Raw genomic sequence first — 26,384 nt, 5'->3', positions numbered from 1 at the left:
GCGGACGTGCCCTGCCGAACGCGTCAGGAGACCCGGGGAAAGCGGGCCTGGAGGGTCCAGATCGCCGGGTTCTCCGCGAGGTCGTCGTGCAGGTCGGTGAGGTCGGCGATCAGGTCGTGCAGGAAGTCCCGTGACTCGCGGCGCAGTTCGGTGTGGGAGACGGTGAGCGCGGGCTCCTCCGCGCGCATCCAGTCCGCCTCGATGTCCACCCAGCCGAAGCGCCGCTCGAACAGCATCCGGTCCGTCGACTCGGTGAAGTCCAGTTCCGCCCGCTGCGGCCGGGACGCCCGCGAGCCCGCCGGGTCCCGGTCGATGCGCTCCACGATGTCGCACAGCGCCCACGCGAAGTCGAGCACCGGCACCCATCCCCAGGCTGTGGACACCTCGTGATCCGTCTTGGTGTCGGCCAGATAGACGTCCCCGCAGAACAGGTCGTGCCGCAGCGCCCGGACGTCCGCGCGGCGGTAGTCGGTCTGCGGCGGGTCGGGGAAGCGGTTGGAGAGGGCGTAGCCGATGTCGAGCACGGAGGTGATGGTGTCACGCGATCGTAGGATCACGAGCGTGGCCCGATCTGTACGTCTTGTCCCCACGCTGCCCGCAGCCTCCCTGCTCGCCTGCGCGCTCGTCCTCAGCGCGTGCGGCGGCGGCGTGCACGGCACCCCGGGCGGCTCCGGCGTCCGCGACCCGTACTTCCCGAAGGCCGGCAACGGCGGCTACGACGTCACCCACTACGGCCTGCGCCTCGCCTACGACCCCGACGCCCACCACCTCACCGGCACGGCCACCCTCACCGCCCGCGCGGAGAAGGACCTGTCCGCGTTCAACCTCGACCTGCTCGGCATGGAGGTCGAGAAGGTCACCGTCGGCGGCGAGACCGCCCGCTGGAACCGCGCCGGGCAGGAGCTCACCGTCCGGCCGCACGGCGACATCGACCGGGACGAGACGTTCCGCGTGACCGTCCGCTACTCCGGAACGCCCGAGACCGTCACCGACCCGGACGGCTCCCGGGAGGGCTGGCTGCGCACCACGGACGGGGTGCTGGCGCTCGGTGAGCCGACGGGGTCGATGGCGTGGTTCCCCGGCGACCACCACCCCTCCGACAAGGCGGCCTACGACCTCGCGGTGACCGTGCCCAAGGGGTTGCAGGCCGTCTCCAACGGGGAGTTGCGCGGCGAGCGGACCGCGCGGGGCCGTACGACGTTCGTGTGGCACAGCGGGGAGCCGATGGCGAGCTACCTCGCCACCCTCGCGATCGGCCGCTTCGACATCAGCCGCTCCCGAGCCGGGGACCTGCCCCTGTACACGGCCGTCGACCCGGCCGAGGCGGCGGCGAGCCGGCCCGTGCTCGGGCGGATCCCGGAGGTGCTGCGGTGGTCGGAGCGGAGGTTCGGGCCGTACCCCTTCTCCTCCACCGGCGCGATCGTCGACAGCGCGGCCTCCGTCGGCTACGCCCTGGAGACCCAGACCCGGCCGGTCTTCCCCGGCGCCCCCGACATCACGCTGCTCGTCCATGAGCTCGCCCACCAGTGGTACGGCGACTCCGTCACGCCCGAGAGCTGGCGGGACATGTGGCTCAACGAGGGGTTCGCGACCTACGCGGAGTGGCTGTGGGAGGAGGACCACGGCGGGGACAGCGCGCAGGAGACGTTCGACGCGGTGTACTCCGGGTCCCACTTCGACACGGAGGAGGCCGGGGAGGAGATCTGGGAGTTCCCGCCGGCGGACCCGCCGAGCGCCGGGCAGATCTCCGACCCGCCCGTGTACTGGCGGGGGGCCATGGTGCTGCAGAAGGTGCGGCAGGCCGTCGGGGACGACCGGTTCTTCTCGATCCTGCGGGGGTGGGCGGCCAGGTACCGGCACGGCAACGCCGACACCGCCGACTTCACGGCCTACGTGGAGAAGCGGGCGCCCGGGACGGACCTGGAGGGGATCTGGGACGACTGGCTGTACGGGGAGGGGAAGCCGGAGCAGCCCTGAGGCCTCACGGCCCGGTCAGTTCCTTGCGCAGGACCGCGCAGGGGCGCCCCAGTTGCATGTCCTCACGATGGTCGACGACCTCGTAGCCGAGGGCGGTCCAGAAGGCCAGGGCCTTCGGGTTGTTCGCCAGGACGGCCAGGCGGACGGCCGTGCGACCGGCCGCGCGGAAGCGGTCCTCCACCAGTGCGGCCAGGCGGCTGCCGTGGCCCTGGCCGTGCAGGCTCGCGTCCACCATCAGCAGGCCGATCCAGGGGTCCGGGTCGGCGGGGTCGGGGTGGTGGGCGAGGGTGACGGCGATGCCGGTCAGGCGGCCGAGGCTGCGGGCGAGCAGGATCTCGGTGCCGGGTAGTTCCCACTCCTGCGCCAGGGCGGCCGCGACCTGCTCGGGGCGCACGTCCTCCGGGTCGGGGAAGTCACCGGTGAGGCGGTGGAACGCGGAGTTGGAGGCGTAGAGGGCGGTCAGCTCCGCGAGGAGGGAATCGCCCAGGGGGGCCATGGGCAGGGGGTCGAGGATCACGGGGGAGACGTATCCCTGGTGGAGAGGGCTGCGATGCGCCGTAGGGGCTCGGGGTTTTGTCCGGTGCGGGTGGGGTGTGGCTTGTCGCGCAGTTCCTCGCGTCACCTGAGGGCGGAGCCCCCGGGCGTCGCAGTTCCTCGCGTCACCTGAGGGCGGAGTCCCCGGGCGTCGCAGTTCCTCGCGTCACCTGAGGGCGGAGTCCCCGGGCGTCGCAGTTCCTCGCGCCCGGTGAGGCGAAGCCCCCGGGCCGGTCGTCCGGCCCGGGGGGCTTCCCGCGAAACGCTCAGGCGTCCGTCAGACGTTGACGCCGAAGTCCTGGGCGATGCCGACCAGGCCCGAGGCGTAGCCCTGGCCGACCGCGCGGAACTTCCACTCCGCGCCGTTGCGGTAGAGCTCGCCGAAGACCATGGCCGTCTCCGTCGCCGCGTCCTCCGACAGGTCGTAGCGGGCGATCTCCGCGCCGCCGGCCTGGTTGACGATGCGGATGTAGGCGTTGCGGACCTGGCCGAAGTTCTGCGAGCGGTTCTCCGCGTCGTAGATCGAGACCGGGAAGACGATCTTGTCGATGTCGGCCGGGAGGGCGGCGAGGTTGACGTTGATCGCCTCGTCGTCGCCGGCGCCCTCGCCCGTGCGGTTGTCGCCGGTGTGGACGATGGTGTTGTCCGGCGTCTGCTTGTTGTTGAAGAAGACGAAGTGGGCGTCCGAGTAGACCTTGCCCTGCGTGTTGACCGCGATCGCGGAGGCGTCGAGGTCGAAGTCCGTGCCGGTGGTGGTGCGGACGTCCCAGCCGAGGCCCACGGTGACGTCGGTCAGGCCCGGAGCCTCCTTGGTGAGCGAGACGTTGCCACCCTTGGACAGGCTTACAGCCATTGTTGGGAGTCCCTTCCCTCGTTTACGTGCGGCAAAGAAGCTGCGGCACCGAAGCTACAGCTACCCCCATGAACGTGGAGAGGGGTACGCGAGGTTCCAGCTCCTTTACTTTCTTTACTCGCGATTATTCGGGTGACGTGGACGGGACAGAAGCGGGAACATGGACGGCATGTCCGGTTCCCACGTCATCCGCGGCTCCGTCTCCCTGCCCGAGGCCGAGCTCATGTGGCGTTTCTCGCGGTCGTCGGGGCCGGGTGGGCAGCACGTCAACACCAGCGACTCGAAGGTCGAGCTGAGCTTCGACCTGGCGAAGACCGAGGCGCTGCCGCCGGTGTGGAAGCAGCGGGCCCTGGAGCGGCTGGCCGGGCGGCTGGTCGACGGGGTCGTCACCGTCCGCTCCTCCGAGCACCGCTCCCAGTGGCGCAACCGCGAGGCCGCCGCCGTACGCCTCACCGCGCTCCTGGCCGAGGCCACCGCGCCCCCGCCCAAGCCCCGCAAGCCCACCCGGATTCCCCGGGGCATCAACGAGCGCCGGCTGCGGCAGAAGAAGCAGCGCTCGGAGACGAAGCAGGGGCGCTCCGCGCGGAACTGGGGCTAGAGGCCTTCTGGCGGCTCAGCGTCGCTGGTCCAGCTTCAGTACGCCCACGGTCTGGCCTCCGGAGGCCTCCCCGTTCGGGCGGAAGCCCAGTCCCAGGTAGAACCGCTCCGGGCCGTCGGGCCCCGGGTGCCAGGTGACGTAGAGCTCTTTGCTGCCGCGCCGGCGCAGTTCGGCCGCCACGGCCTCGACGGCGAAGCGGCCGTACCCCTTGCCCTGCTCATCGGCCGCGATGTTCAGCCGCCACAAGCCCGAGCGGCGGACGCTGCCGTCCTCGTACCAGTCGATGTCGAGGCAGGCCATGAGGAAGCCGACCGGGCGGTCGCCGTCGACGATCAGGCGGGGCCAGGCGGCGCCGGGATGGACGTAGGCCTCGGCGAGCGACTTCACCACGGGGGCGACGGCGTGTTCCTGGTCGGGGCGGACGCGGATGCCGAGGGCGGCGTCGAGGTTCCGGGGGGTGATCTCCTCGAGCCGCAGGCCGGTCGACGTCATGGGCGCACTCGGGGCGTGGTCATGGGCGCACTCTGGGCGTCGTCATGGGCGCACACTAGGCGGGCGGCTCGGCGCCCGGCCAGCGGTTTCCTCAGCCCAACTGCCGGTACCTGCCGCGGAAGTGCGTCAGCGGGCCGCCCTCGGCGCTGGGGACGGAGGCGGTCAGGACCCGGCCGATGACCAGGGTGTGGTCACCGGCGGCCACCCGCTGCTCGGTGCGGCACTCCAGGACGGCCAGGGCGCCACCGACCAGCGGGGAGCCGGTGTACTCGCCGCGCGTGTACGGGATGTCCGCGAACAGCAGCCGGTCGCTGACGCGGCCCTTCATCGCGAAACGGCCCGCGATGTGCCGCTGGCTCTCGGAGAGGACCGAGACCGCCCACAGGTCCTGCTCCTCCAGCAGGTCGTCCATGCGGGAGCCCTCGCGCAGGCTCACCAGCACCAGGGGCGGGTCCAGGGACACCGACATGAAGGCCGTGGCCGTCATGCCCACGTCCTCGCCGCCCGGCGCCGTGGCGTCGTCCGGGTCGAGCGGCGGCTCCTGCGCGGTCACCAGGACCACGCCCGAGGCCAGCCGGGACATGGCGGCGCGGAACTCGTCGTTGCTCACCCCCTCAGCATGCCCGGAGGCGGGCGACGGAATGATCGGGGACGTGGCAGCGGGAGTGTTCGGCACACCCGAGACGCTAATCTCCGTCCCGCGCGCCCCGCATCGGCCTCTCGCCCGATCACGGTCCTAGGACTCGCGACGGACATCGCGACGGACATCGCTACGGACCTCACGATCGACATCGCGACGGACATCGCGACGGACCTCACGACCGACAACGCGACGGACATCCGCGGTCTCCCGGCGGTCACCAGGGAAATACATGTGCGCAACCCGACAAAGTTTGCGTTCGGTAGAGCATGTGAAGAACGCAGAAACTCCTCTCAATTGTTCAGGTTTGCCTGTGACTTGAGTCACAAGGGGCAGGAATTGTTGACCCTGTGTACCGAGTGAGCAGCGCGCTGTGATTCAGTGGCGGGGAAGCTGCCAGGACGATACGCCGACGAGAACCCTTGAATCGCTGCGAGTACTCGGGGGGAGGGCGAGCATGGAGACCGAGTCGGAGCCCTACGTCCGTCTTGCGTCCCTGCGACAACTGCACCAGGTCATGGCCGACATGAACACGGCCCGGAGCCTGGCGGACACACTGCAGACCGTCGCGGAAGGCGTCGTCGCGGCCCTCGGGTACGAGCTGGCGTGCGTGAACCTCGTACGGCCGGACGGCGACCTGGTCGTCGCCGCCTTCGCCGGGAACGCCGCCGCCGAGGCCCTCATCACCGGCCGGGTCGGCTCGCGCGAGTCCTGGGAACGCCGCCTCGGCATGGGCGAGCACTGGGGCGACCTGGTGTTCATACCGCACACCGAGGGCTGGGTCCTCGACGACGACGACGTCCCGCAGTGGTACACCGACGGCCCCGCCCCCCGCTTCGAGGACGAGTGGCACCCGGCCGACCGGCTCTTCGCCCCCATGTACGCGCCGGGCCCGCAGGGCAGCGGGAACAGCGGCGAACTGGTCGGCGTCCTCTCGGTGGACCGGCCCCGCAACGGCCGCCGGCCCGGAGCGTGGGGCCGCGAGGCGCTCCAGATGTACGCCTTCCAGGCCGCCATCGCGATCAGCAACGCCCGGCTGCGCGCCAACATGCAGCGCGCCCTCGTCCGGCTGGAGCGCGAGCAGCAGGCGCTGCGGGCCAGTGAGGAAAGCTTCAGGCAGGCCTTCGAGTACGCCCCGTCCGGGATGGCCATCGCCGAGATGGGCGGCGACCAGCACGGACGGATCCTGCGCACGAACGACGCGCTGTGCCGGCTGCTCGGCCGCCCCGCGTCCGCGATGCGCCGCTACTCGTTCTCCGACCTGGTCCACCCCGAGGACATCGGCACCCTGCTGCGCACCTCGGCGGAGGGCGGGCGCGCGGAGCTCCGCCTCGGTCGCCGCGACGGCACGTACGTGTGGGTGTCGCTGCGCAACAGCGTCGTCGCGGACGCCGCGGACGGGCCGCGCTTCCTGCTCACCCACGTCGAGGACATCGAGGAGCGCAAGCGCCGCGAGCTCCAGCTCGCCCACCGCGCCTCGCACGACTCGCTCACCGGCCTGCCGAACTCCGCGGAGCTGCGCTCTCGCCTGTCCTCCCGGCTCTGTCAACGCGCGTCGTCCCCGCACGCCGCCGTGGAATCCGTCGACGCGGCCTACGGCCATGCCGCCTTCGACGTGGTCGGGCCCGGCTTCGACTTCCGGCAGAGCGCCGAACCGTACGACGCCTACGACCACCATGTGCACACCGTCGCCCCGGACGGGAACCACGACGACGGCACCAAGGGCCTCGCCGTGCTCTTCTGCGACCTCGACGGCTTCAAGTCGATCAACGACCGGTTCGGGCACAACGCGGGTGACGCGGTTCTCATCGAGGTGGCCCGGCGGCTGAGCAACGGCGTCCGCGACGGTGACACGGTCGCCCGGCTCGGGGGTGACGAATTCGTCATCCTGGCCGACGGGCTCGGCCGGGCCGACGCGCAGGACCTCGCGGTCCGGCTCCGCAACGAGATCATCCAGCCCATCCGTGCCGAGGGGCGGGCCGTCCGGGTGGGCGCCAGTTTCGGCATCGGATGGGCACACTGTGGAATGACGGCGGACGAAGTGTTGAAATCCGCTGACGAGCGGATGTACGTCGAGAAACGATCTCGTCCCAAACAACACAGACGCGCCGGGTGAAGCCCAGGTCAGTGAGTTGATGCGGTCTGAGTCACCCGTTTGGGTCTCTGGGAGCGGGTAGGCTCGCTTACTCACCCGTGTACCGCATGCACCGCACCTGACTGAGGAGACCAAGGGATGACGCCCGGCAACAACGGCGCGAGCACGCCCGAGGACGACGACCCGTTCGGCTATCTCTACGCCGACGGGCAGGCCAACGGAGCCCAGCCGCCGTCCGGGGGCTACGGCTACCCGAACTCGGTCAACCGGGTGCGAGCGGTCGGCACGCGCCAGTACGGCCAGCAGCCGCAGCACGCCCAGACGGCGCCGTACGGCCAGGTCCCGCAGCAGGGCGCCTACAGCCAGCCGAACGCGCACTACGCCGCGCCGGAGACGCTGCCCGGTGGTGCGACCACCGCGCAGCAGCAGATGCCCAGCGGCGGCGTCGGCGGCCGGGGTGGCCGCGGCCCGAACCACAAGGGCCTGCTGATCGGCGCGATCGCGGTGGTCGCCGCGGTCGTCGTCGGCATCGGCGTGGCCATGCTGGGCGGCGACAAGGACAAGGACGGCGCGTCCGACGAGGTCGGCACCGAGCCGACCCAGTCCCAGGAGTCGAAGCCGAGCCCTTCGAAGAGCAAGGGCGGTGGGAGCAAGGTCGACCTGCCGGAGACCGACGCGAAGGCGTTGCGGCTCGGGCCGGGCGTTTCGACCGCGTCGGACTTCAAGGGCTCGAAGGCCGACGGCGGCGTCTATGTGACGGGCTTCAACCATGTCGGAGCCAAGGTGACCTGGACGGTCAACGGCATCGAGGAGGCCGGCGACTACCGGCTCTACGCCCGCTACAGCGTTCCGGGAGTCGACGCCAATGCGACGCTGATGGTGAATGGCAAGGCGAACACCCAGCCCATGGGCCTGAAGAACTTCATCGGCTCACCGAAGGGCGACTGGGACAAGGGGTGGCAGACCTCCTGGGCCCCGATCACCCTGACCAAGGGCACCAACACGATCGAGCTCGCTTGCAACGAGGGCAATCAGTGTGACGCAGTTCTCGACCAACTCTGGGTGCAGTAGGACTCGGACAGCTGAACGGTCCGCCGGTACACATCGGCGGACCGTCCCTGTGAGGCTCGGGCTACGCGACACTAACTTCCGTAGACTGCAATCCCGGTGACGGTGCCATGGGTGTCGTCCGAGTAGGTGTGCGGCCTCAGAGTGAGCAGCTTGGTGCCGACTCCGCAGCCGGTGCCGGGGGTGATGTGCCAGAACTCGATGCTGTAAGACGTCTGGTTCGAGACGGACCGGGCAGTCTTGAAGGTATCGCAGCCGGGTGTCACAGACAGGACGGTCCTGGTCCCAGTCCTGTTCTTCCCCGACCATCCGCAGACCTTCCCTTGCGGGCAGGTCTTGGGATCAGCCGCCGCAGCCGGTGTGGCGAAAGCGCCGGACAGCAGTGCACCGACGACGGCCCCCGTCATCAGACTTTTCTTGATCATGCTCATCTGAGGCTCCCCTTGCATCTTCGGTGCCGGTCATGCACCGAACAAATGATCACATAATCATGCCTCCGAGATGGGGGGAGGGGGCATTTCTCGGCCAAACGGCATGGCAGGCGTACCCAGCGAGGGTGCACAGCGCTTACGCCGCCGGCGCTGCGCTGGTCACCGACACCCTTCCCAGCAACTCCTCGTACGTCGCCCGGTCGAACTCGCCTGCCGCTGGTGCCAGGACCGTCGCCGCGGACAGTGCGGTGGCTCGAGTCAGGCGGACGGGCCAGGGGAGGCGGTCCACCAGGCCTGACAGCAGGCCCGCCACCGCCGCGTCACCGGCGCCGGTGGGGTTGCCGCGGGTGCGGGCGGGTGGGGTGGCTCGCCAGCGGCCGTCTCGGGTGAGGGCCAGGAGGCCTTCCGGGCCCAGGGAGGCGACCACCGCGCCCGCGCCTCGGCGGCGGGCGTCCTGGGTAGCGCGGAGCGGGTCGTGGGAGCCCGTCAGATCCGCCAGTTCGTCGGCGTTCGGCTTGATGATGTCGGGGCGGGCCGCGACGCCCCGGCGCAGGGGTTCGCCGCTGGTGTCCAGGAGGACCGGGACCGCGAAGGAGCGGGCCGTGCGGATCAGGCCCGCGTACGCGCCCACGGGGACGCCCGGCGGCAGGCTGCCGCACAGGGCCACCGCCGACGCACCGGGGAGCAGGTCCTCGTAGGCCTCCTGGAAGGACGACCATTCGGACGGCGTGATCGTCGGGCCCGGTTCGTTCAGCTGCGTCGTGTCGCCGGTGAGCCCGTCGGCCACGGCGACCGTGCGGCGGGTCGCGCCCGAGACCGGTACAAGCGCGTCCACCACCCCCGGCACCGCCGCGAGTTTCTCCCGCACGACCCGGCCCGTCGCCCCGCCCGTGAAACCCGTCACCGTCACCTCGTGCCCGAGGGCCGCGAGGACCCGGGCCACGTTGACGCCCTTGCCGCCGGGGCGTTCCGTCACCTCGGAGACGCGGTTGGAGGCGTGCGGCCTGAGGGACCGTACGCGATAGGTGATGTCGAGAGCGGTGTTCAAAGTCACTGTGAGGATCACCTACGCGGCCCTCCGAGAGCATTGCAGGACGTGCGGTTATGCGCAGATCATGCCAAGGGTGCGAGAGCCTTCACAGCCCTCGCACCCTTGGCTTGCTCACTGCTACGGCTCCCAGGCGATGCAGGAGTTGAGGATCGAAGACCCTTCTGCCCTGGCTACTTCAATACCGACCCGGAAGATACCGTTGTCCTGATCTTTGGCCGAGGTGTTAACCACTATGGTTCCCACGCCCTCGTAATTCGGGTTCCACTTCCAGGACTTCGTCTTCCCGTTGCCCATTTTCGTGAGGTACCGAACCCGTGCGTGGTGCCGATCAGCCGCGGTGTCCGAGATCTCGAAGTGGACCGCGTGCGTGCCGCCGGGGCTTTCAGTCAGCTGAGTGTCCCTCAGGAGGCCGCTCGCGCCGGTTGTGTTACATCCTGCGTATACGGGATCTGCTGCCGCTTGCGCACTGCCAGGAATGGCGACAGCCAGCAGGAATGCCGCCGCCCCGACCCCGGTCCCCCGTGTTAGAAGTTTCACGTACTTGGTCATGGGCATGACTATATATGGTGAGGCGGGTAAGCTCTACGAGCTCTTGCGGCCGGCTGATTTGTCCAACCCATCCTATAGATCAGCCCAGTTGGGGAGGGACCACCCATTCGCCCCGGCGCATGACGCCCTTCAGCTCGTACGCGGAGTCCAGGAGCAGCAGGTCGGCGTACTTCCCGGGCTCCAGTGAGCCGATCGTGTCGGCCATGCCGAGCAGGCGGGCCGGGTTGGCGGACAGGGCCGTCACCGCGTCCTCGACGGAGAGGCCGTCGACCGTGACCGCCCGCTTGAACGCGCGGTCCTGGGTGAGGGTCGAGCCGGCGATCGTGCCGTCCTCCACCAGGCGGGCCACGCCGTCCGTGACCTCCACCTCCAGTGGGCCCAGCCAGTAGCGCCCGTCGCCGAAACCGGCCGCGTCCATCGCGTCCGTGATGAACGCGACCCGGCCGGCGCCCGCGTGATGGAACGCCAGTTGCAACGCGGCGGGGTGCAGATGTGTGCCGTCGTTGATCAGCTCGACCGTGATCCGCTCGTCCTCCAGCAGCGCGGTGATCGGGCCGGGGGAGCGGTGGCCGAGCGGCGGCATCGCGTTGAAGAGGTGCGTGGCGACCGTGGCGCCCGCGTCGATGGCATCCACCGTCTGCTCGTAGGTGGCGTCCGTGTGGCCGATCGCCGCGATCACGCCGTGGTCGGCGAGGAGGCGCACGGAGTCCAGGCCGCCGGGGAGTTCCGTGGCCAGCGTGAGCATCCTGGCCTGGCCCCGGGCCGCGTCGACCAGCTTGCGGACCTCCGCGGGGTGGGGGTCGCGCAGGAGGGCCTCGGAGTGGGCGCCCTTGCGGCAGGGGGAGATGAACGGGCCCTCGAAGTGGACGCCGGCGATCTCGCCCTGCTCGGCGAGTTCGCTCAGCAGTCCCGCGCGGTGGGTGAGGGAGTCCATGTCGCCGGTGACGGTGGAGGCGACCAGGGTGGTCGTGCCGTGCAGGCGGTGGGTGTGGATGCCCTTGAGGATGTCGTCGACCGAGCCGGAGGTGAAGGAGGCTCCGCCGCCGCCGTGGTTGTGCAGGTCGACGAAGCCGGGGATGACGTAGTGGCCGGATGCGTTGATGACCTGGGCGTTTTCCGGGGCCGACCGGGTGATGCGGGTGCCGTCGACGGCTACTTGGCCGTTGTGAACGGTTTCGGTCGGGAGGACCACCGTCGCGCCGGTCAGGACCGTGGGGTGCCCGGCCGTTGCGGGGTGCGGGTGCGTGGGGGCTTGTCGCGCTCCGCGGCGGAGCCGCATATCGGCGCTGTCCCGCGCCCCTGAGGCGTCGGTCATCAGGGGGTTACCTCCATGCGGTCGGTGTGGTCGAGGAGATCCCATGCCAGCAGGCCCGCCCCCAGACAACCGGCGCCGTCGCCCAGCGCGGCGGGGACGATCGTCGGCTGCTTCTGGAAAGTGATGCGAGCGCGGATGGCTTCCCGCAGGGGCGTGAAGAGGGTTTCCCCCGCCTCTGCCAGACCACCACCGATGATCAAAGTGCGGGGATCCAGCAACGTCAGGGCCGTGACCAGGCCGTCGGCCAGGGCGGACACGGCCTCCTGCCAGACCGCCTCGGCCTTCGGGTCGCCGGAGTCCACCGCCTTCGCGCAGTCCGCCGCGTCCGCGTCCGGGTCGCCGGAGGTCGCGGCCCAGGCCTCGCTCACGGCCGCCGCCGAGGCGAAGCGCTCCAGGCAGCCGTGCTGCCCGCAGGGGCAAGGGGCCCCGCCGGGGCGTACGACGATGTGGCCGATCTCGCCCGCGAAGCCGTGCGCGCCCGCCTCGACCCGGCCATCGATGCCGATGGCGCCCGCGATGCCGGTGCCCAGCGCCACGAACAGGAACCGGTCCGCGCCCCGGCCCGCGCCGACCCGCCCCTCGGCGAGGCCGCCGGTGCGCACGTCGTGGCCGAGGGCGACCGGGACACCGAGCCGCTCCGTCAGCAGGTCGCGCAGCGGGACGTCGCGCCAGCCGAGGTTGGCCGCGTAGACGGCGACGCCGTGCGCCTCGTCGACGATGCCGGGGACGGCGACCCCGGCGGCGGACGCGGGCGTGCCGAAGCGCTCGGCGCCGTACGCGCGCAGCTCGGCGGCGAAGTCGAGGATGCCCGCGACGACGGCGTCCGGTCCCTGGGCGCGTCCGGTGGCCCGGCGGGCCCGGTGCAGTACCTCGCCCCCCGGCCCGGCCAGCGCGGCCTTCATTCCGGTGCCGCCCACGTCGAGGGCGATGACATGTCTCACGGGGAACAGTGTGACCCGGGGACCCGCAAGAGGTCTAGTCCACTCACGTGGTGTAGACCTTGTTCCGGATATCGAAATGTTTCGGCGGCGGTGACGCCGGGGTTGGGGAAGAGCAGCGGTGCAGCGGCGGCGGATGGCAGGAACGATCGCGGTGGTGTCCGCACTGGGCATGACGGCGGTCCTCGGCGGCTGCGGCGTCACGGGCGGATCGGCCGACGTGACCCTGAAGCTGGTCGCCGCCGACTACGGCGACAGCGCGGCCAACAGCTCGAAGAAGTACTGGGACAAGCTCGTCGAGGAGTACGAGGCCGACCACCCCGACGTCAAGGTCGACGTCAGCGTCTACTCCTGGAACGACGTCGACCGCAAGGTCAGGGAGATGGTCGCCGCCGGTGACCCGCCGGACATGGCGCAGATCGGCGCGTACGCCGACTACGCCGCCCAGGACCAGCTCTACAAGGCCGACGACCTGCTCTCCATACGCACGCAGGCCGACTTCGTGGGGCAGTTGGCCTCCGCGGGCCAGGTGAAGGGCGTGCAGTACGGGCTGCCGTTCGCCGCCTCCACCCGCGTGCTCTTCTACAACAAGACCCTCTTCGCCAAGGCCGGCGTCAGCGCGCCCGAGTCCTGGGACGACCTGGCCGCGGACGCCGAGGCGCTCAAGGCGAAGGGCGTGAAGTACCCCTACGCGCTGCCCCTCGGCCCCGAGGAGGCGCAGGCCGAGACCATGCAGTGGATGCTCAGCGGCGGGGGCGGCTACACCGACGGCGTCGACGGCTACGGCCTCGACTCCCCGGAGAACATCGACACCTTCTCCTGGCTGAAGGAGGACCTGGTCGGCAAGGACCTGACCGGGCCGGTCGCACCGGGGAATCTGAACCGGGCCGCGGCGTTCGCCGCCTTCGCCAAGGGCCAGGTCGGGATGCTCAACGGCCACCCCTCGCTGATGAAGATCGCCGCGAAGAACGGCGTCAAGTACGGGATGGTGCCCACGCCGGGCAAGGAGGGCCCGAGCAGGTCCACGCTCGGCGTCACCGACTGGATGACGGCGTTCCGCAAGAACGGCCACCGCGACCAGGTGGGCGACTTCCTCGACTTCGTCTACAGCGAGAAGAACGTGCTGGCCTTCTCCCGCGAGTACGACCTGCTGCCGGTCACCTCCTCCGCGTCCGGCACGATGGCCGCCTCCGACGAGGACCGGCACCTCAGGCCGTTCCTGGAGGAGCTGCTGGCCTCCGAGCTCTACCCGGTCGGCAAGACGTCCTGGGCCGACGTCAGTGCCCAGGTCAAGCAGCAGATCGGCAAGGCCGTCGCGCCCGGCGGCAGCCCCTCGGGCGTACTCGGGCACCTCCAGGCGGCGGCGGTCCGGGCGGAGAGCGCGGAGTAGCTCCGCTGTCGGTGGCAGGCGTTACGGTGCCGTGCATGGACGAGGACACGGGTGAGCAGGGGCTCGGGCGCAGGGAGCGGGACATCCTCGCGCTCGAACGCCGGGGCTTCTCCGGTCCCGGCGCGAAGGAACGGGCCATACGTGAGGAGCTGGATCTCGCTCCCGTTCGCTACTACCAGCTTCTCAACGCCCTGCTGGATGACGCTCGGGCGTTGGCGCATGATCCGGTGACGGTGAATCGGCTGCGACGTGTTCGGGAGCGGCGTCGGTCCGAGCGGTGAGGGGCGGGGGGCTTCTCGCCGTCGCGGGGTGCGGGTGCGTCGTGGTGGTTCGCGCCCCGCGGCGGAGCCGCATATCGATGCTGCCCCGCCCCCCTGAGGGAGCGCCCCTCTAGCCGATCCGATGCGCCAGCGCGGCCAGCAACTCAACGACCCCCTCCGGGCCGTCCACGACCACGTCCGCCCGCTCCCTCAGTTCGGTCACCTCGTCGCTGCCGCTGCACACCAGCAGGCCCGGGGTGCCGGTCGTGCGGAGGGTGTCGACGGCCGAGTAGGCGGGCAGGTCGCCCAGGTCGTCGCCGGCGTAGAGCACCGATCCGGCGTCGATCTCGCGGGCGAACTCGCTCAGCGCGACGCCCTTGTCCATGCCGGGCGGGCGCAGTTCGAGGACCATGCGGCCGGGCTCGACGATCAGGCCGTGCCGGGTCGCGAGGTCGGTCAGCGGCTCGCGCAGGGCGTCGAAGGCGGCCTGTGGGTCGGCGGCCCGGCGGGTGTGCACGGCCACCGCCCGGCCCTTCTCCTCGACCCAGGTCCCGCTCCCGTCGAGCAGCCCGGGCAGCTCGGCGCGTACGGCCGCGACGCCGGGGTGCGGCTCGGGCGCGGTGACCTTGCCGCTGCGGGCGTCCCACCGCTCGGCGCCGTAGTGCCCGAGGACGACGAGGTGCTCCAGACCCGGGACGTCCGCGAAGCCGCCGTTGCGCACCGCGACCTCGGCCGGCCGGCCGGTGATCACCGCCACGGCGGCCACCTTCGGCGTGAGGGCGGCCAGCGCGGACAGCGCCCGGGGATGGGCCCGGGCCAGCTCCGGATCGGCCACGATCGGCGCGAGCGTCCCGTCGAAGTCGAGCCCGATCAGTGCCTTGCCGGGCTGCGCGAGGAGGGCGTCGAGGCCGTCCTGCCCGGCCTTCGTCGCGGGGGTGGGAAGGCTGCTCATCGGGCCCTCAGCCCCTCAACGCGTCGAGCTGGTCGACGAACCACTGCGCCGGTGGCAGTGCCGTCGCCGCCGCGGCCAGGCGCTTGCCGCGTTCGGCGCGTTCCTCCGGGCGCATCGACAGAGCCTCGTGCAGGGCCGCCGCCGTGCCCGTGACGTCGTAGGGGTTCACCGTGATCGCGTCCTCGCCCAGCTCCTCGTGCGCCCCGGCCTCCCGCGACAGCACCAGCGCGCAGCCCGCGTCGGAGACCACCGGGACCTCCTTGGCGACGAGGTTCATGCCGTCGCGGATGGGGTTGACCAGGGCCACGTCGGCCAGCCGGTAGGCGGCCAGCGAGCGGGCGAAGTCGTCCTTGAGGTTGAGCAGGACCGGGGTCCACCCGGGCGTCCCGTACTCGGCGTTGATCTCGTCCGCGAGCCGCCGCACCTCGGCCGTGTAGTCCCGGTACACCGCGAGGTCCTGCCGCGACGGGTACGCGAAGGCGACGTGCACCACCCGCTCGCGCCACTCGGCGTGCGCCTCCAGCAGCCGGCGGTAGGCCAGCAGGCCGCGCACGATGTTCTTGGACAGCTCGGTGCGGTCGACCCGGACGATGGTGCGGCGGCCCTCGCCGATCTCCTGCCGGAGCGCGGCCATCCGCTCCTCGACGTCCGGCTCGTGCGCCCGCTTGCGCAGGAAGTCCGCGTCGGCGCCCAGCCCGTGCACCCCGACCCGCGTGCCGCCGAGCCCGCCCGCGAACCGCTCGGCGCAGGCGGTGAACGCCTCCGCCCAGCGCTCGGTGAGGAAGCCGAGGCGGTCCGCGCCGAGCATGCCGCGCAGCACCTGCCCGGCCACGTCGTCCGGCAGCATCCGGAAGTACTCGGGCGGCGCCCACGGCGTGTGCGAGAAGTGCCCGATGCGCAGGTCCGGCCGCAGCTCGCGGAGCATGCCCGGCACCAGCGTCAGGTGGTAGTCCTGCACCACGACCGCCGCGCCCCGCGCCGCCTCCTCGGCCAGCGCCTGAGCGAACGCCCGGTTGTACGCCTCGTAGGACGCCCACTGCCGCCGGAACTCCGCGTCGAAGACCGGTTCCAGCGGCGTCTGGTAGAGCATGTGGTGCACGAACCACAGGACCGAGTTGGCGATGCCGTTGTACGCGTCGGCGTGCACGTCGGCCGGGATGTCCAGCATCCGCACGCCGTCCTCGCCGACCCCTCGCCGGACCGCCTCCCGGTCGCCGTCGGACAGCGCCGAGCACACCCACAGCGCGTCCGCGTCGGAGCCGATCGCGGAGAGCCCGGAGACCAGCCCGCCGCCGCCCCGTTTGGCCTCCAGCGAGCCGTCCTCGCCCACCGTGTACGAGACGGGACCCCGGTTGGAGGCCACCAGCACCTGTGCAGCACCGTTCGTCGAAGCCATAAGCCTCAACCTAGCCCGGCCCCCGAACGCTCAAACGTGCGGATCTGCGGCGCCCGGCCGAAAACCGCCCCGGTCAGGCCGCTCTCCGCGCCTGGTACTCGGCGATGTCCACCATCGGCGGACGCTCCTCGGTGTCCACGGAGTACGTCCGCGGCTCGAAGCCGTCCGCCCCCCGCTCGAACTGCGTCAGGGCCGGCCGGATCAGATGCCCGCGGGCCAGCCGCAGCTGGGCCGTGCGGTAGATCGCGGCGGCCATCCGGCCCAGCGCCTGCCCGTCCTGGTGCCGGTGCTTGCGCACCCCCACGTCCACCTGGGCGAGGGCGTCCAGGCCCGCCAGGTGCAGGGCGTCGACCAGCATCCCCAGCTCCACGCCGTACCCGACGGGGAACGGCAGCTGCTCCAGCAGGGAGCGGCGGGCCGCGTACTCGCCGCCGAGCGGCTGCACGAAGCCGGCCAGCTGCGGCCAGTGCATGTTGAGCAGCGGGCGTGCCATCAGCTCGGTGACCCGGCCGCCCTGCCCCGCGGCGCCGGCGAGGGGACGGTCGTACATGGCCTTCACCAGGTCCACGTCCGGCTCCGTGAGCAGCGGGCCGACGATCCCGGAGACGAAGTCGGACGAGAAGTCCCTGAGGTCGGCGTCGACGAAGCAGACGATGTCCCCGCGGGTGACGAGGAGAGAGCGCCACAGCACCTCGCCCTTGCCGGGCACGGCGGGCAGATGCGGGAGTATCTCGTCCCGGTGCACCACCCGCGCGCCCGCGGCGGCGGCCACCTCGGACGTGCGGTCGGTCGAGCCCGAGTCGACGACGACCAGCTCGTCGACGAGCGGCACCTGCCGCATCAGGTCGTGGCGGATGACGGAGGCGATGTCGCCGACCGTCGCCTCCTCGTTGAGCGCGGGCAGCACCACGCTGACCGTCTGGCCGGTGCGCTGCTTCGCGGCGAGAATCTGGTGGAGGGGGCGTTCGTTCGCTGACCAGGAACGGGTGCTCAGCCAGCGCTCGACTTCTTCCAGCACCGTGGCGGCTCCTCTGCGTACTCTCGGCGGGACGGACTGCCCGCCGCGGTAGCGGCTGACAGGTACAGTCATCTCGCGGTTCGGACGACTATCTCAACTGTCCTGGTCGTCGGTTACAGTCTTGAACAAGGCGGATGACCATCGCATGTCCGGGGTCACCCGCCGCCTACAACCACATACAGCTCATCCAGAGGGGCAGAGGGAAACGGCCCGATGAAGCCCCGGCAACCCTCCAGTCGGTACTCGTAGGTCACTGTCGACCCCATGCGCGAGGCTCCCGGCTCGGGAAGGTGCCAAATCCGTCTCACGGCGAGATGCGTCGTGAGGAAGATGAGGAGAAAGGGCCTCGCCTCACATGGCTGCGCAGACTGTTGCAAGCACCACTGAATCCACCGTAGACCTCGGCCCCGCCGCAGCGCTCAGCTGCCGCGAGTGCGGCCACCGCGTCCCCCTCGGCCCGGTCTTCGCGTGCCAGGAGTGTTTCGGCCCGCTGGAGATCGCCTACGACTTCTCGGCCTACGACACCGAAGAGCTCCGCAAGCGCATCGAAGCGGGACCCGCGAACATCTGGCGCTACGCCCCGCTGCTGCCGGTCCCGGCCGACGTCGCGGACAAGCCGAACATCAACCCCGGCTGGACCAAGCTCGTCAAGGCCGACAACCTCGCGCGTGAGCTGGGCGTCGACGCCGGCAAGCTGTTCGTGAAGGACGACTCCGGCAACCCGACGCACTCCTTCAAGGACCGCGTCGTCGCCCAGGCCCTGGAGGCCGCCCGCGCCTTCGGCTTCACCACGCTCTCCTGCTCCTCCACCGGCAACCTCGCCGGTGCGGTGGGCGCCGCCGCGGCCCGCGCCGGCTTCCGCTCCTGCGTGTTCATCCCGCACGACCTGGAGCAGGGCAAGGTCGTCATGGCCGCGGTCTACGGCGGCGAGCTCGTCGGCATCGAGGGCAACTACGACGACGTGAACCGCTTCTGCTCCGAGCTGATCGGCGACCCGGCCGGCGAGGGCTGGGGCTTCGTCAACGTCAACCTCCGGCCGTACTACGCGGAGGGTTCCAAGACCCTCGCGTACGAGATCTGCGAGCAGCTCGGCTGGCAGCTGCCGGACCAGCTGGTGGTGCCGATCGCCTCCGGCTCGCAGCTGACGAAGATCGACAAGGGCCTCCAGGAGCTGATCAAGCTCGGGCTGGTCGAGGACAAGCCGTACAAGATCTTCGGCGCGCAGGCCGAGGGCTGCTCGCCGGTGTCCGTCGCCTACAAGGCCGGGCACGACGTCGTCCGCCCGCAGAAGCCGAACACCATCGCCAAGTCCCTCGCCATCGGCAACCCGGCGGACGGGCCCTACGTGCTGGACATCGCGCGGCGGACCGGCGGTGCGGTGGAGGACGTGAACGACGAGCAGGTCGTCGACGCGATCAAGATCCTTGCTCGGACCGAGGGGATCTTCGCGGAGACCGCCGGTGGTGTGACGGTGGGCGTGACGAAGAAGCTGATCGAGAGCGGGGCCCTCGACCCCACCAAGACCACCGTCGTGCTCAACACCGGAGACGGCCTCAAGACGCTGGACGCGGTGGCCGGGACCGGGCTGACCGCGACCATCCGGCCCAACCTGGACTCGTTCCGTGAGGCCGGGCTGGTCTGATCGTTGTTCGCTGCGGGCCGGTGAGGGCTGGTCGCGCCCACGCGGCGGAGCCGCACGTTGATACAGCCCCGCGCCCCTGAGGGCGCGCCCCAGCCGTAGCCCAAGAAGAACCGGAGGACATCCCCGATGAGCGTCACCGTTCGCATCCCCACCATCCTGCGCACCTACACCGGCGGTCAGGCAGAGGTGTCCGCCGATGGCGGGACCCTCGGCGAGGTCATCGCCGACCTGGAGAAGAACCACACCGGGATCGCCGCCCGGGTGCTGGACGACCAGGGCAAGCTGCGCCGGTTCGTCAACGTGTACGTCAACGACGACGACGTGCGGTTCGAGCAGGGTCTGGAGACGGCCACGCCGGACGGTGCCGGCGTGTCGATCATTCCCGCCGTCGCCGGCGGCTGAACCGGTCGGGCGGCCCGTTATTACCTTCGGTAACGGCAGTCACTGAGAGTTCATCGAATTGCCCCCTCCGTGAGAGAAGCGGAGGGGGCAATTCTGTGTGATTGAGCGCGGTACAGTTGGGGAACGCGGTCCCGATCCGCTGATCGGCACCCTGAAATTCCCGCTGCGAGCCCGACAAGATGTAGCCAAAGTGTGCGCATCTTTTGCGGCTTTTGTTCCCTTTGTGTGGCCCGACTTGCCCTGAATTCGGACGAATTCTCCCCACATTCCGGATCCGGCGCGTCCAGAATTCTCGTCCGATTGACCTGTTGCAGACGGCAGTTGGACAGATACATTCAGCCGCGGTCGACGCGTTCCGGCGCACGCCCCCAACCGTGGGGGGTGAGGTCTGACCCGGGTTCACGAAGTGTGGATCTGTGCAAGGGCCAGTAATAGGGGAGTTAGGCATGGCTCAGGGCACCGTCAAGTGGTTCAACGCGGAGAAGGGGTACGGCTTCATCGCGGTCGACGGTGGTGCGGATGTTTTCGTCCACTACAGCGCGATTCAGATGGACGGCTACCGCACCCTTGAAGAGGGCCAGCGGGTCGAGTTCGAGATCTCGCAGGGCCAGAAGGGACCGCAGGCCGACATGGTTCGCGTCGCTGCCTGAACGCGCACCACGACCAACGCTCACGCGACCGGTCTTCTCAGAAGGGCCCGTACCCCCCGGGGTGCGGGCCCTTCGGCCTGTTCGAACGGCCTGCCGGGCGGTGCTCGCGGGCGGCTGACGACCCTGCCCGATCCCCGGGAGGCGCTTGCGCCCGCCCGTCACCCGACCACCACCCCTCAACGAGCACTCGCTACGCGAGCGCGCCTTGCACTCTCGGGGGTCGAGTGCTAATCATTGCGTTAGCACTCTGAAGGTGAGAGTGACAACGTAAGGACCGGGTCGGTGAGGCCCGCAGGCCGGGTGGGAAGGAACCACAAGGCTGGCGAGCCGTCCGTCGCGGGCGCGGGCGCGGTCCGAAGTAATCACCCCCAGTCCTGGAGGGACCACTTCACATGGCCAAGATCATCGCGTTCGACGAGGAGGCGCGGCGCGGCCTCGAGCGCGGCATGAACCAGCTCGCGGACGCCGTCAAGGTGACGCTCGGCCCCAAGGGCCGCAACGTCGTCCTCGAGAAGAAGTGGGGCGCGCCCACGATCACCAACGATGGTGTCTCCATCGCCAAGGAGATCGAGCTCGAGGACCCGTACGAGAAGATCGGCGCCGAGCTGGTCAAGGAAGTCGCCAAGAAGACGGACGACGTCGCCGGTGACGGTACGACCACCGCGACCGTTCTCGCCCAGGCCCTGGTCAAGGAGGGTCTGCGCAACGTAGCCGCCGGCGCCAACCCGATGGCCCTCAAGCGCGGTATCGAGCGCGCCGTCGAGGCCGTCTCCGCCGCCCTGCTGGAGCAGGCGAAGGATGTCGAGACCAAGGAGCAGATCGCTTCCACGGCCTCCATCTCCGCCGCCGACACCCAGATCGGCGAGCTCATCGCCGAGGCCATGGACAAGGTCGGCAAGGAAGGCGTCATCACCGTCGAGGAGTCCCAGACCTTCGGTCTGGAGCTGGAGCTCACCGAGGGTATGCGCTTCGACAAGGGCTACATCTCGGCGTACTTCGCCACCGACATGGAGCGTATGGAGGCCGTCCTCGACGACCCGTACATCCTGATCGCGAACTCGAAGATCAGCAACGTCAAGGACCTGCTGCCGCTCCTCGAGAAGGTCATGCAGTCCGGCAAGCCGCTGCTGATCATCGCCGAGGACGTCGAGGGCGAGGCCCTGTCGACCCTGGTCGTCAACAAGATCCGCGGCACCTTCAAGTCCGTCGCCGTCAAGGCCCCGGGCTTCGGCGACCGCCGCAAGGCGATGCTGCAGGACATCGGCATCCTCACCGGCGGCGAGGTGATCTCCGAGGAGGTCGGCCTCAAGCTGGAGAACGCCACGATCGACCTGCTGGGCAAGGCCCGCAAGGTCGTCATCACCAAGGACGAGACCACCATCGTCGACGGTGCCGGCTCCGCCGACCAGGTCGCCGGCCGGGTCAACCAGATCCGCGCCGAGATCGAGAACAGCGACTCGGACTACGACCGCGAGAAGCTCCAGGAGCGCCTGGCGAAGCTCGCCGGCGGTGTCGCGGTCATCAAGGCCGGTGCCGCCACCGAGGTGGAGCTCAAGGAGCGCAAGCACCGCATCGAGGACGCCGTGCGCAACGCCAAGGCGGCCGTCGAGGAGGGCATCGTCGCCGGTGGTGGCGTGGCCCTGCTCCAGGCCTCCTCGGTCTTCGAGAAGCTGGACCTGGAGGGTGACGAGCAGACCGGCGCCAACGCCGTGAAGCTGGCCCTGGAGGCCCCGCTCAAGCAGATCGCCGTCAACGGTGGCCTCGAGGGTGGCGTCATCGTCGAGAAGGTGCGCAACCTGCCCGTCGGCCACGGCCTGAACGCCGCGACCGGTGAGTACGTCGACATGATCGCCGAGGGCATCATCGACCCGGCGAAGGTGACCCGCTCTGCCCTGCAGAACGCCGCCTCCATCGCCGCGCTGTTCCTCACCACCGAGGCCGTCATCGCCGACAAGCCGGAGAAGGCCGCCGCGCCGGCCGGCGGCGGCATGCCGGGCGGTGACATGGACTTCTGATCGACCCCAGGGTTGATCAACGGTCTTACCGAGGGCGGCACTTCCTGTTCCGACAGGGGGTGCCGCCCTCGGGCGTGTCCGGGGGTGTGCCGTCGGGCGTGTCCGGGGGCGCCGTCGGGCGGGCCCGAGGTGTGCCCCCGCCCTCCCCCTGCCCGGGGGGCACACACCTCGCGTGTCCGGGATCACAGCGGGGGTGGGATGGTCCGGGCGGTGCCGGATGGTTGAAGGTGAGGTCCCATGCGTATGCACATACCATCCGGTACCCCCAAGGGAGCCCCCACGTGACTGTCGCCGCCTCCGCATCCCGCGCCGCCGAAATCCTGTCCCGGCCCGTATCGCTGGGCGGCTTGACCGTTCCGAACCGGATCGCGATGGCGCCGATGACCCGCATGTTCTCCCCGGGCGGCGTGCCCGGTGAGGACGTCGTGTCGTACTACGCGCGCCGCGCCGCCGCCGGAGTCGGCCTGATCGTCACCGAGGGCACCTACGTCGGCCACGACTCGGCGGGGCAGAGCGACCGCGTGCCGCGCTTCCACGGTGAGGAGCAGCTCGCGGGCTGGGCGAAGGTCGCCGAGGCGGTGCACGCCGCGGGCGGCACCATCGTGCCCCAGCTGTGGCACATCGGCATGGTCCGCAACCAGGGCGAGCCCCCGTTCGCCGACGCCCCCGCCGTCGGCCCCTCCGGCCTGCGCATCGGCGCGACGGAGCCCACCGGCAAGGCCATGACCCAGGCCGACATCGACGCCGTCATCGGCGCGTTCGCCGAAGCCGCCGCGGCGGCCGAGCGCATCGGCTTCGACGGCGTCGAGATCCACGGCGCCCACGGCTACCTGCTCGACCAGTTCCTCTGGGAGGGCACCAACCGCCGCACCGACGCCTACGGCGGCGACCGGGTCGCCCGCGCCAAGCTCTCCGAGGAGATCGTCGCGGCCGTCCGCGAGACCGTCTCCGCCGACTTCCCCGTCATCTTCCGCTACTCCCAGTGGAAGCAGGAGGCCTACGACGCCCGCCTCGCCGAGACGCCCGAGGAGCTGGAGGCCATCCTGGCCCCGCTCGCGGCGGCCGGTGTCGACGCCTTCCACGCCTCCACCCGCCGTTACTGGCTGCCCGAGTTCGACGACTCGGACCTCAACCTGGCCGGCTGGACCAAGAAGCTGACCGGCAAGCCCACCATCACCGTCGGCTCGGTCGGCCTGAACGGCGACTTCATCAAGGCCTTCCAGGGCCAGGGCGCCGAGGTCGGCGACCTCGACAACCTCCTGGACCGTTTCGAGCGCGACGAGTTCGACATGGTCGCCGTCGGCCGCGCGCTGCTCCAGGACCCCGAGTGGGCCCGGAAGGTGCTCGACGGCCGCCTGGAGGAGCTGGCGCCCTACAACCCGGCGGCGCTGAAGACCCTCAGCTGATCGCCGTCGTCTGAGGCTCTGGATCTGCTTGCGTCAGTCAAGGACACTGACTGAGCGCCTGTTCACCGGCATCGTGAGGAGATCCAGATGACGACGACCGAGTCCCGCCCGCCGCACGACGGTTCTGCGGGGCAGTCCGGACCGGTGGTGCGCACCACCGCCGGTGCGGTGCGGGGCGGAAGGGAGGAGGGACTCGCCGTCTTCCGCGGCATCCCCTTCGCCGCGCCACCGGTGGGCGAGGCCCGCTTCCAGGCGCCCCGCCCCGCCCAGCCCTGGGACGGCGTGCGCGACGCCCACGCCTTCGGCCCGCCGCCCCCGCAGGACCTCGGCAGCCTCGGCGGTCCGGGCCTGCTCGATCTTCCCGAGGGCGACGAGTGGCTCACGGTCAACGTCTGGACGCCCGAACCCGACCCGGCGGCCCGCCGTCCGGTGATGGTGTGGATCTACGGCGGCGCCTACAAGCTCGGCCACTCCGGCAGCCCCGGCTACGACGCCCGGCACATCGCCGCCGACGGCGACGTGGTGGTCGTGTCGCTCAACTACCGCCTGGGCATGGAGGGTTTCGCGTTCATCGAAGGCGCTCCCGCCAACCGCGCACTGCTCGACCAGGTGGCCGCGCTGGAGTGGGTGCGGGACAACGTCGAGGCGTTCGGCGGCGACCCCGACCAGGTCACGGTCTTCGGGGAGTCCGCGGGCGCGGGTTCGATCGCCTCGCTGCTCTCCATGCCGCGCGCGGCCGGGCTGTTCCGGCGGGCGATCGCCCAGAGCGTGCCGGGGACGTTCTTCTCCGACGAGCTGGCCCGGGACATCGGCACCGCCCTCGCCGCAGAGCTGGGCCTGCGCCCCACCGTCGCCGACCTCTCGGCGATCGCCCCGCACCGGCTCACGTCGGCGGGTGAGACGCTGAGCGCCAAGATGCTCCAGCGCATCGACCGCTGGGGCCAGGCGGCGCCCACAGTCACGCCCTTCTCCCCGGTGGTCGACGGCGAGGTCCTGCCGACGAGCCCGTGGCAGGCCCTGAGGTCGGGATCGGCGAAGGACGTCGACCTCCTCGTCGGCCACAACCGCGACGAATACCGCCTCTTCATCGCCATGGCCGGCCAGCTCGGCCAGATATCCGACGAGCGGGCGGCCTCGGCCCTGAGCCTCTTCGCCCCCGGCGGTGAACAGGCGTACCGCGACGCCTTCCCCGACGCCTCCCCGAGCGAGCTCTACGAACGCGTCCAGACGGACTGGCTGTTCAACATGCCCTCCCTGCACCTGGCCGAGGCGCAGCACGCGGGCGGCGGCAAGGCGCACGTCTACGAACTGACCTGGCCGGCCCCCGGCAACGGCGGCGCGCTCGGCGCCTGCCACGCCCTGGACATCCCGCTGCTGTTCGGCACCTACGGGGCGGACCTGGGGCTTCTGCTGTTCGCCGGCGCGGAGCCCTCCGCCGAGGCCCTCGCGCTGTCGTCCCGCTTCCGCGCGTCCTGGACGTCCTTCGCGAGGACGGGCGACCCGGGCTGGCCGGCGTACGACGACGCCGAGCGGCTGGTGCAGGTGCTGGACGCGGAGCCGGAAGTGCGAGCGTACCCGGAGGAGCGGTCGCGGCGGCTGTGGGAGGGGCACGAGTTCCTGCCGCTGCCGCTGCTGTGAGGCGCGGTACTTGAACGCGATCACGTCGATCACCCGCCGGTGATCACACCACCGCCCACCCCGCTTCGGAGTCCGATCCGGCAGCAACGGCTCGATCCTCGCCCACTGGGCGTCCGTCACGACAAGGGCATGGTGTTCGCCGCGCTCCTCAGGCGCCGTCGGCCACCCGCAGGGGGCGCCGATGAGGAGCACTACTAAAGAGACGTCGATCGCATCGATCGAAGGATGCCGTCGGGCCGCCCGTGATCCAGAGTGCTGGCCATGATGCAAACAGAGACGGCCGCCCCAGCAGGCGGTAGTTGGAAGACGATTCCTCCGATACGTCACCATGCATGGTTCCCCGGCCGGATCATAGGCGGAGCGGCTCTCGTCCTCGGCCCTGTGGTGTGGTCAGCAGGGCTGCTTCTGCGGTACCTGACCCGCGACTCGGTGGTTCTCGCGCCTGGCCAAGCGGGTGAGTTCGGCAAGGAGTTCGCCGCTCCGTCGCAGTTGGCTGCCTATGTACACAACCCCGGGCTGGTCACGGCCGGCTACGCGTGCTTCGCCGCGGGAGCCCTGCTGTTATGGCCCGCCTTCGCCACACTCGCGAGGATCATCGCGGCGCGGTGCCCGGGGCTCGCCGTGTGGGGTGGCACTCTCGTCATCCTCGGACTGTTCGCGCGCCTGTACTTCGCCGGTGTCGACCAGGCAGCTTTCCAACTGGCTGAAACACGCGGCCTCGACGAGGCGATCAAGATCGTGGCAACCACGTACGTGGACATCTCCTACGGGCCATGGAGGATCCCCGTGAGCGCGTCCGCCTGCCAGTACGCCGGGATGGCGCTGCTGACCATCGGAGCATTCCGGTCCGGGACGTTCGGTTCGGGGCGCTGCCTGTTGTTCCTCTGGTCGGGGACCCTCTGGGGAGGCGTACTCAAAGAAAGCCAGCTGTTCGACGGCGTCGTCTCGAACGGGGTCTTGTGCCTGGTATTCGTGCCGCTCGGCATCCAGGTGCTACGGGACAATGTCCCCGAGCTGCGTATCGAGAGTTGCTCCGTCCAGCACAGCAGGCCCTTGCGATGGCTGAGTTGGTGA

Annotated in this window: 26 protein-coding genes and 1 riboswitch; of the genes, 13 read left to right on the top strand and 13 right to left on the bottom strand. The window is 70.4% G+C overall.

From position 1 onward, the window contains the following. Positions 1-23 precede the first annotated feature (23 nt). Positions 24-524 (bottom strand): hypothetical protein, encoded by a 501-nt coding sequence (locus QOL88_RS17935; protein WP_097223059.1) that lies wholly within the window; start codon positions 522-524, stop codon positions 24-26. 37 nt (positions 525-561) lie between these two features. Between QOL88_RS17935 and QOL88_RS17930 the strand changes: the two genes are divergently transcribed. Then, complete coding sequence (locus QOL88_RS17930; protein ID WP_373559289.1) at positions 562-1,977, top strand: M1 family metallopeptidase; 1,416 nt, start codon at positions 562-564, stop codon at positions 1,975-1,977. A 4-nt stretch (positions 1,978-1,981) separates the two neighbouring features. Here the strand turns inward: QOL88_RS17930 and QOL88_RS17925 are convergent, their stop codons facing one another. Both QOL88_RS17925 and QOL88_RS17920 read right to left on the bottom strand, forming a co-directional pair. Further along, positions 1,982-2,494: a GNAT family N-acetyltransferase gene (locus QOL88_RS17925; RefSeq protein WP_257027812.1), complete on the bottom strand. Its 513-nt coding sequence runs from the start codon at positions 2,492-2,494 to the stop codon at positions 1,982-1,984. A gap of 294 nt (positions 2,495-2,788) precedes the next feature. Continuing rightward, complete coding sequence (locus QOL88_RS17920; RefSeq protein WP_033312269.1) at positions 2,789-3,364, bottom strand: TerD family protein; 576 nt, start codon at positions 3,362-3,364, stop codon at positions 2,789-2,791. A gap of 160 nt (positions 3,365-3,524) precedes the next feature. On the opposite strand from QOL88_RS17920, the gene arfB reads away from it, so the two are divergent. Next, entirely contained in the window at positions 3,525-3,962 is a 438-nt protein-coding gene (gene arfB / locus QOL88_RS17915) for an alternative ribosome rescue aminoacyl-tRNA hydrolase ArfB (protein ID WP_097217376.1), read from the top strand. 15 nt (positions 3,963-3,977) lie between these two features. On the opposite strand, the gene QOL88_RS17910 is transcribed toward arfB, so the two are convergent. Continuing rightward, positions 3,978-4,454 carry a GNAT family N-acetyltransferase gene (locus QOL88_RS17910; RefSeq protein WP_097217375.1) on the bottom strand — a complete coding sequence of 159 codons (477 nt, stop codon included), beginning with the start codon at positions 4,452-4,454 and terminating at the stop codon, positions 3,978-3,980. A gap of 91 nt (positions 4,455-4,545) precedes the next feature. Beyond that, entirely contained in the window at positions 4,546-5,130 is a 585-nt protein-coding gene (locus tag QOL88_RS17905) for a flavin reductase family protein (RefSeq protein WP_097217374.1), read from the bottom strand. A gap of 421 nt (positions 5,131-5,551) precedes the next feature. Between QOL88_RS17905 and cdgB the strand changes: the two genes are divergently transcribed. Both cdgB and QOL88_RS17895 read left to right on the top strand, forming a co-directional pair. Continuing rightward, positions 5,552-7,210, top strand: coding sequence for a diguanylate cyclase CdgB (cdgB, locus tag QOL88_RS17900; RefSeq protein WP_097217373.1), 1,659 nt, complete (start codon positions 5,552-5,554; stop codon positions 7,208-7,210). Between the two features lie 117 nt (positions 7,211-7,327). Then, positions 7,328-8,260, top strand: a complete 933-nt coding sequence (locus tag QOL88_RS17895; protein ID WP_097217372.1) for a carbohydrate-binding protein — start codon at positions 7,328-7,330, stop codon at positions 8,258-8,260. 71 nt (positions 8,261-8,331) lie between these two features. Here QOL88_RS17895 and QOL88_RS17890 read toward each other — a convergent pair whose 3' ends face one another. The 5 genes from QOL88_RS17890 to QOL88_RS17870 form a co-directional block, all read right to left on the bottom strand. Next, a complete protein-coding gene (locus QOL88_RS17890) occupies positions 8,332-8,688 on the bottom strand; it encodes a peptidase inhibitor family I36 protein (RefSeq protein ID WP_179878891.1) in 357 nt (118 codons plus the stop codon). 136 nt (positions 8,689-8,824) lie between these two features. Beyond that, entirely contained in the window at positions 8,825-9,754 is a 930-nt protein-coding gene (locus tag QOL88_RS17885) for a 1-phosphofructokinase family hexose kinase (protein WP_097217370.1), read from the bottom strand. A gap of 102 nt (positions 9,755-9,856) precedes the next feature. Continuing rightward, complete coding sequence (locus QOL88_RS17880) at positions 9,857-10,288, bottom strand: hypothetical protein (protein WP_143668868.1); 432 nt, start codon at positions 10,286-10,288, stop codon at positions 9,857-9,859. A 79-nt stretch (positions 10,289-10,367) separates the two neighbouring features. Then, complete coding sequence (nagA, locus tag QOL88_RS17875; RefSeq protein ID WP_257027811.1) at positions 10,368-11,603, bottom strand: N-acetylglucosamine-6-phosphate deacetylase; 1,236 nt, start codon at positions 11,601-11,603, stop codon at positions 10,368-10,370. Continuing rightward, a complete protein-coding gene (locus QOL88_RS17870) occupies positions 11,603-12,544 on the bottom strand; it encodes an ROK family protein (protein ID WP_097217369.1) in 942 nt (313 codons plus the stop codon). The genes nagA and QOL88_RS17870 overlap by 1 nt, the downstream gene beginning before the upstream one ends. Positions 12,545-12,677: 133 nt before the next feature. Between QOL88_RS17870 and QOL88_RS17865 the strand changes: the two genes are divergently transcribed. Beyond that, complete coding sequence (locus tag QOL88_RS17865) at positions 12,678-13,931, top strand: extracellular solute-binding protein (RefSeq protein WP_097217368.1); 1,254 nt, start codon at positions 12,678-12,680, stop codon at positions 13,929-13,931. A gap of 35 nt (positions 13,932-13,966) precedes the next feature. Further along, a complete protein-coding gene (locus tag QOL88_RS17860) occupies positions 13,967-14,212 on the top strand; it encodes a DUF3263 domain-containing protein (RefSeq protein WP_097217367.1) in 246 nt (81 codons plus the stop codon). Between the two features lie 109 nt (positions 14,213-14,321). Here QOL88_RS17860 and otsB read toward each other — a convergent pair whose 3' ends face one another. The 3 genes from otsB to QOL88_RS17845 form a co-directional block, all read right to left on the bottom strand. Further along, positions 14,322-15,143 carry a trehalose-phosphatase gene (gene otsB, locus QOL88_RS17855; protein WP_097217366.1) on the bottom strand — a complete coding sequence of 274 codons (822 nt, stop codon included), beginning with the start codon at positions 15,141-15,143 and terminating at the stop codon, positions 14,322-14,324. Positions 15,144-15,150: 7 nt separating this feature from the next. Beyond that, positions 15,151-16,539, bottom strand: a complete 1,389-nt coding sequence (locus tag QOL88_RS17850; RefSeq protein WP_097217365.1) for an alpha,alpha-trehalose-phosphate synthase (UDP-forming) — start codon at positions 16,537-16,539, stop codon at positions 15,151-15,153. Positions 16,540-16,612: 73 nt separating this feature from the next. After that, positions 16,613-17,557, bottom strand: coding sequence for a glucosyl-3-phosphoglycerate synthase (locus tag QOL88_RS17845; RefSeq protein ID WP_097217364.1), 945 nt, complete (start codon positions 17,555-17,557; stop codon positions 16,613-16,615). A 180-nt stretch (positions 17,558-17,737) separates the two neighbouring features. Next, positions 17,738-17,894, top strand: a riboswitch (SAM riboswitch). An 18-nt stretch (positions 17,895-17,912) separates the two neighbouring features. Here QOL88_RS17845 and thrC point away from each other — a divergent pair. The 7 genes from thrC (at position 17,913) to QOL88_RS17805 (ending at position 26,384) form a co-directional block, all read left to right on the top strand. Then, complete coding sequence (gene thrC, locus QOL88_RS17840; protein ID WP_097217363.1) at positions 17,913-19,199, top strand: threonine synthase; 1,287 nt, start codon at positions 17,913-17,915, stop codon at positions 19,197-19,199. Between the two features lie 126 nt (positions 19,200-19,325). Further along, on the top strand, positions 19,326-19,601 hold the full coding sequence (locus tag QOL88_RS17835; RefSeq protein WP_031135858.1) for a MoaD/ThiS family protein: 276 nt from the start codon (positions 19,326-19,328) through the stop codon (positions 19,599-19,601). 446 nt (positions 19,602-20,047) lie between these two features. Beyond that, positions 20,048-20,251 carry a cold-shock protein gene (locus QOL88_RS17830; protein WP_003949956.1) on the top strand — a complete coding sequence of 68 codons (204 nt, stop codon included), beginning with the start codon at positions 20,048-20,050 and terminating at the stop codon, positions 20,249-20,251. Between the two features lie 392 nt (positions 20,252-20,643). After that, positions 20,644-22,266, top strand: coding sequence for a chaperonin GroEL (groL, locus tag QOL88_RS17825; RefSeq protein ID WP_031103577.1), 1,623 nt, complete (start codon positions 20,644-20,646; stop codon positions 22,264-22,266). 281 nt (positions 22,267-22,547) lie between these two features. Further along, positions 22,548-23,672 carry an NADH:flavin oxidoreductase gene (locus QOL88_RS17820; RefSeq protein WP_097217362.1) on the top strand — a complete coding sequence of 375 codons (1,125 nt, stop codon included), beginning with the start codon at positions 22,548-22,550 and terminating at the stop codon, positions 23,670-23,672. Positions 23,673-23,759: 87 nt separating this feature from the next. After that, on the top strand, positions 23,760-25,310 hold the full coding sequence (locus QOL88_RS17815) for a carboxylesterase/lipase family protein (protein ID WP_097217361.1): 1,551 nt from the start codon (positions 23,760-23,762) through the stop codon (positions 25,308-25,310). 261 nt (positions 25,311-25,571) lie between these two features. Then, positions 25,572-26,384, top strand: a complete 813-nt coding sequence (locus QOL88_RS17805; RefSeq protein ID WP_097223056.1) for a hypothetical protein — start codon at positions 25,572-25,574, stop codon at positions 26,382-26,384.

The organism is Streptomyces sp. Ag82_O1-12, from assembly GCF_900182715.1.
GTDB classification, from domain to species: domain Bacteria; phylum Actinomycetota; class Actinomycetes; order Streptomycetales; family Streptomycetaceae; genus Streptomyces; species Streptomyces massasporeus.
Note: the sequence above shows the minus strand (reverse complement) of the source record. Positions and strands in the feature narration are given on the sequence as shown.

Excerpts from the sequence above, each read along its gene's own strand:
- groL (WP_031103577.1), top strand. The coding sequence starts at position 20,644 with ATGGCCAAGATCATCGCGTTCGACGAGGAGGCGCGGCGCGGCCTCGAG.
- QOL88_RS17860 (WP_097217367.1), top strand. The coding sequence starts at position 13,967 with ATGGACGAGGACACGGGTGAGCAGGGGCTCGGGCGCAGGGAGCGGGAC.
- QOL88_RS17850 (WP_097217365.1), bottom strand. The coding sequence starts at position 16,539 with ATGGCTTCGACGAACGGTGCTGCACAGGTGCTGGTGGCCTCCAACCGG.
- QOL88_RS17830 (WP_003949956.1), top strand. The coding sequence starts at position 20,048 with ATGGCTCAGGGCACCGTCAAGTGGTTCAACGCGGAGAAGGGGTACGGC.
- QOL88_RS17895 (WP_097217372.1), top strand. The coding sequence starts at position 7,328 with ATGACGCCCGGCAACAACGGCGCGAGCACGCCCGAGGACGACGACCCG.
- cdgB (WP_097217373.1), top strand. The coding sequence starts at position 5,552 with ATGGAGACCGAGTCGGAGCCCTACGTCCGTCTTGCGTCCCTGCGACAA.
- arfB (WP_097217376.1), top strand. The coding sequence starts at position 3,525 with ATGGACGGCATGTCCGGTTCCCACGTCATCCGCGGCTCCGTCTCCCTG.
- QOL88_RS17835 (WP_031135858.1), top strand. The coding sequence starts at position 19,326 with ATGAGCGTCACCGTTCGCATCCCCACCATCCTGCGCACCTACACCGGC.
- otsB (WP_097217366.1), bottom strand. The coding sequence starts at position 15,143 with ATGAGCAGCCTTCCCACCCCCGCGACGAAGGCCGGGCAGGACGGCCTC.
- QOL88_RS17910 (WP_097217375.1), bottom strand. The coding sequence starts at position 4,454 with ATGACGTCGACCGGCCTGCGGCTCGAGGAGATCACCCCCCGGAACCTC.
- QOL88_RS17890 (WP_179878891.1), bottom strand. The coding sequence starts at position 8,688 with ATGAGCATGATCAAGAAAAGTCTGATGACGGGGGCCGTCGTCGGTGCA.
- QOL88_RS17880 (WP_143668868.1), bottom strand. The coding sequence starts at position 10,288 with ATGACCAAGTACGTGAAACTTCTAACACGGGGGACCGGGGTCGGGGCG.
- QOL88_RS17920 (WP_033312269.1), bottom strand. The coding sequence starts at position 3,364 with ATGGCTGTAAGCCTGTCCAAGGGTGGCAACGTCTCGCTCACCAAGGAG.
- thrC (WP_097217363.1), top strand. The coding sequence starts at position 17,913 with ATGGCTGCGCAGACTGTTGCAAGCACCACTGAATCCACCGTAGACCTC.
- QOL88_RS17815 (WP_097217361.1), top strand. The coding sequence starts at position 23,760 with ATGACGACGACCGAGTCCCGCCCGCCGCACGACGGTTCTGCGGGGCAG.
- QOL88_RS17865 (WP_097217368.1), top strand. The coding sequence starts at position 12,678 with ATGGCAGGAACGATCGCGGTGGTGTCCGCACTGGGCATGACGGCGGTC.
- QOL88_RS17805 (WP_097223056.1), top strand. The coding sequence starts at position 25,572 with ATGATGCAAACAGAGACGGCCGCCCCAGCAGGCGGTAGTTGGAAGACG.
- nagA (WP_257027811.1), bottom strand. The coding sequence starts at position 11,603 with ATGACCGACGCCTCAGGGGCGCGGGACAGCGCCGATATGCGGCTCCGC.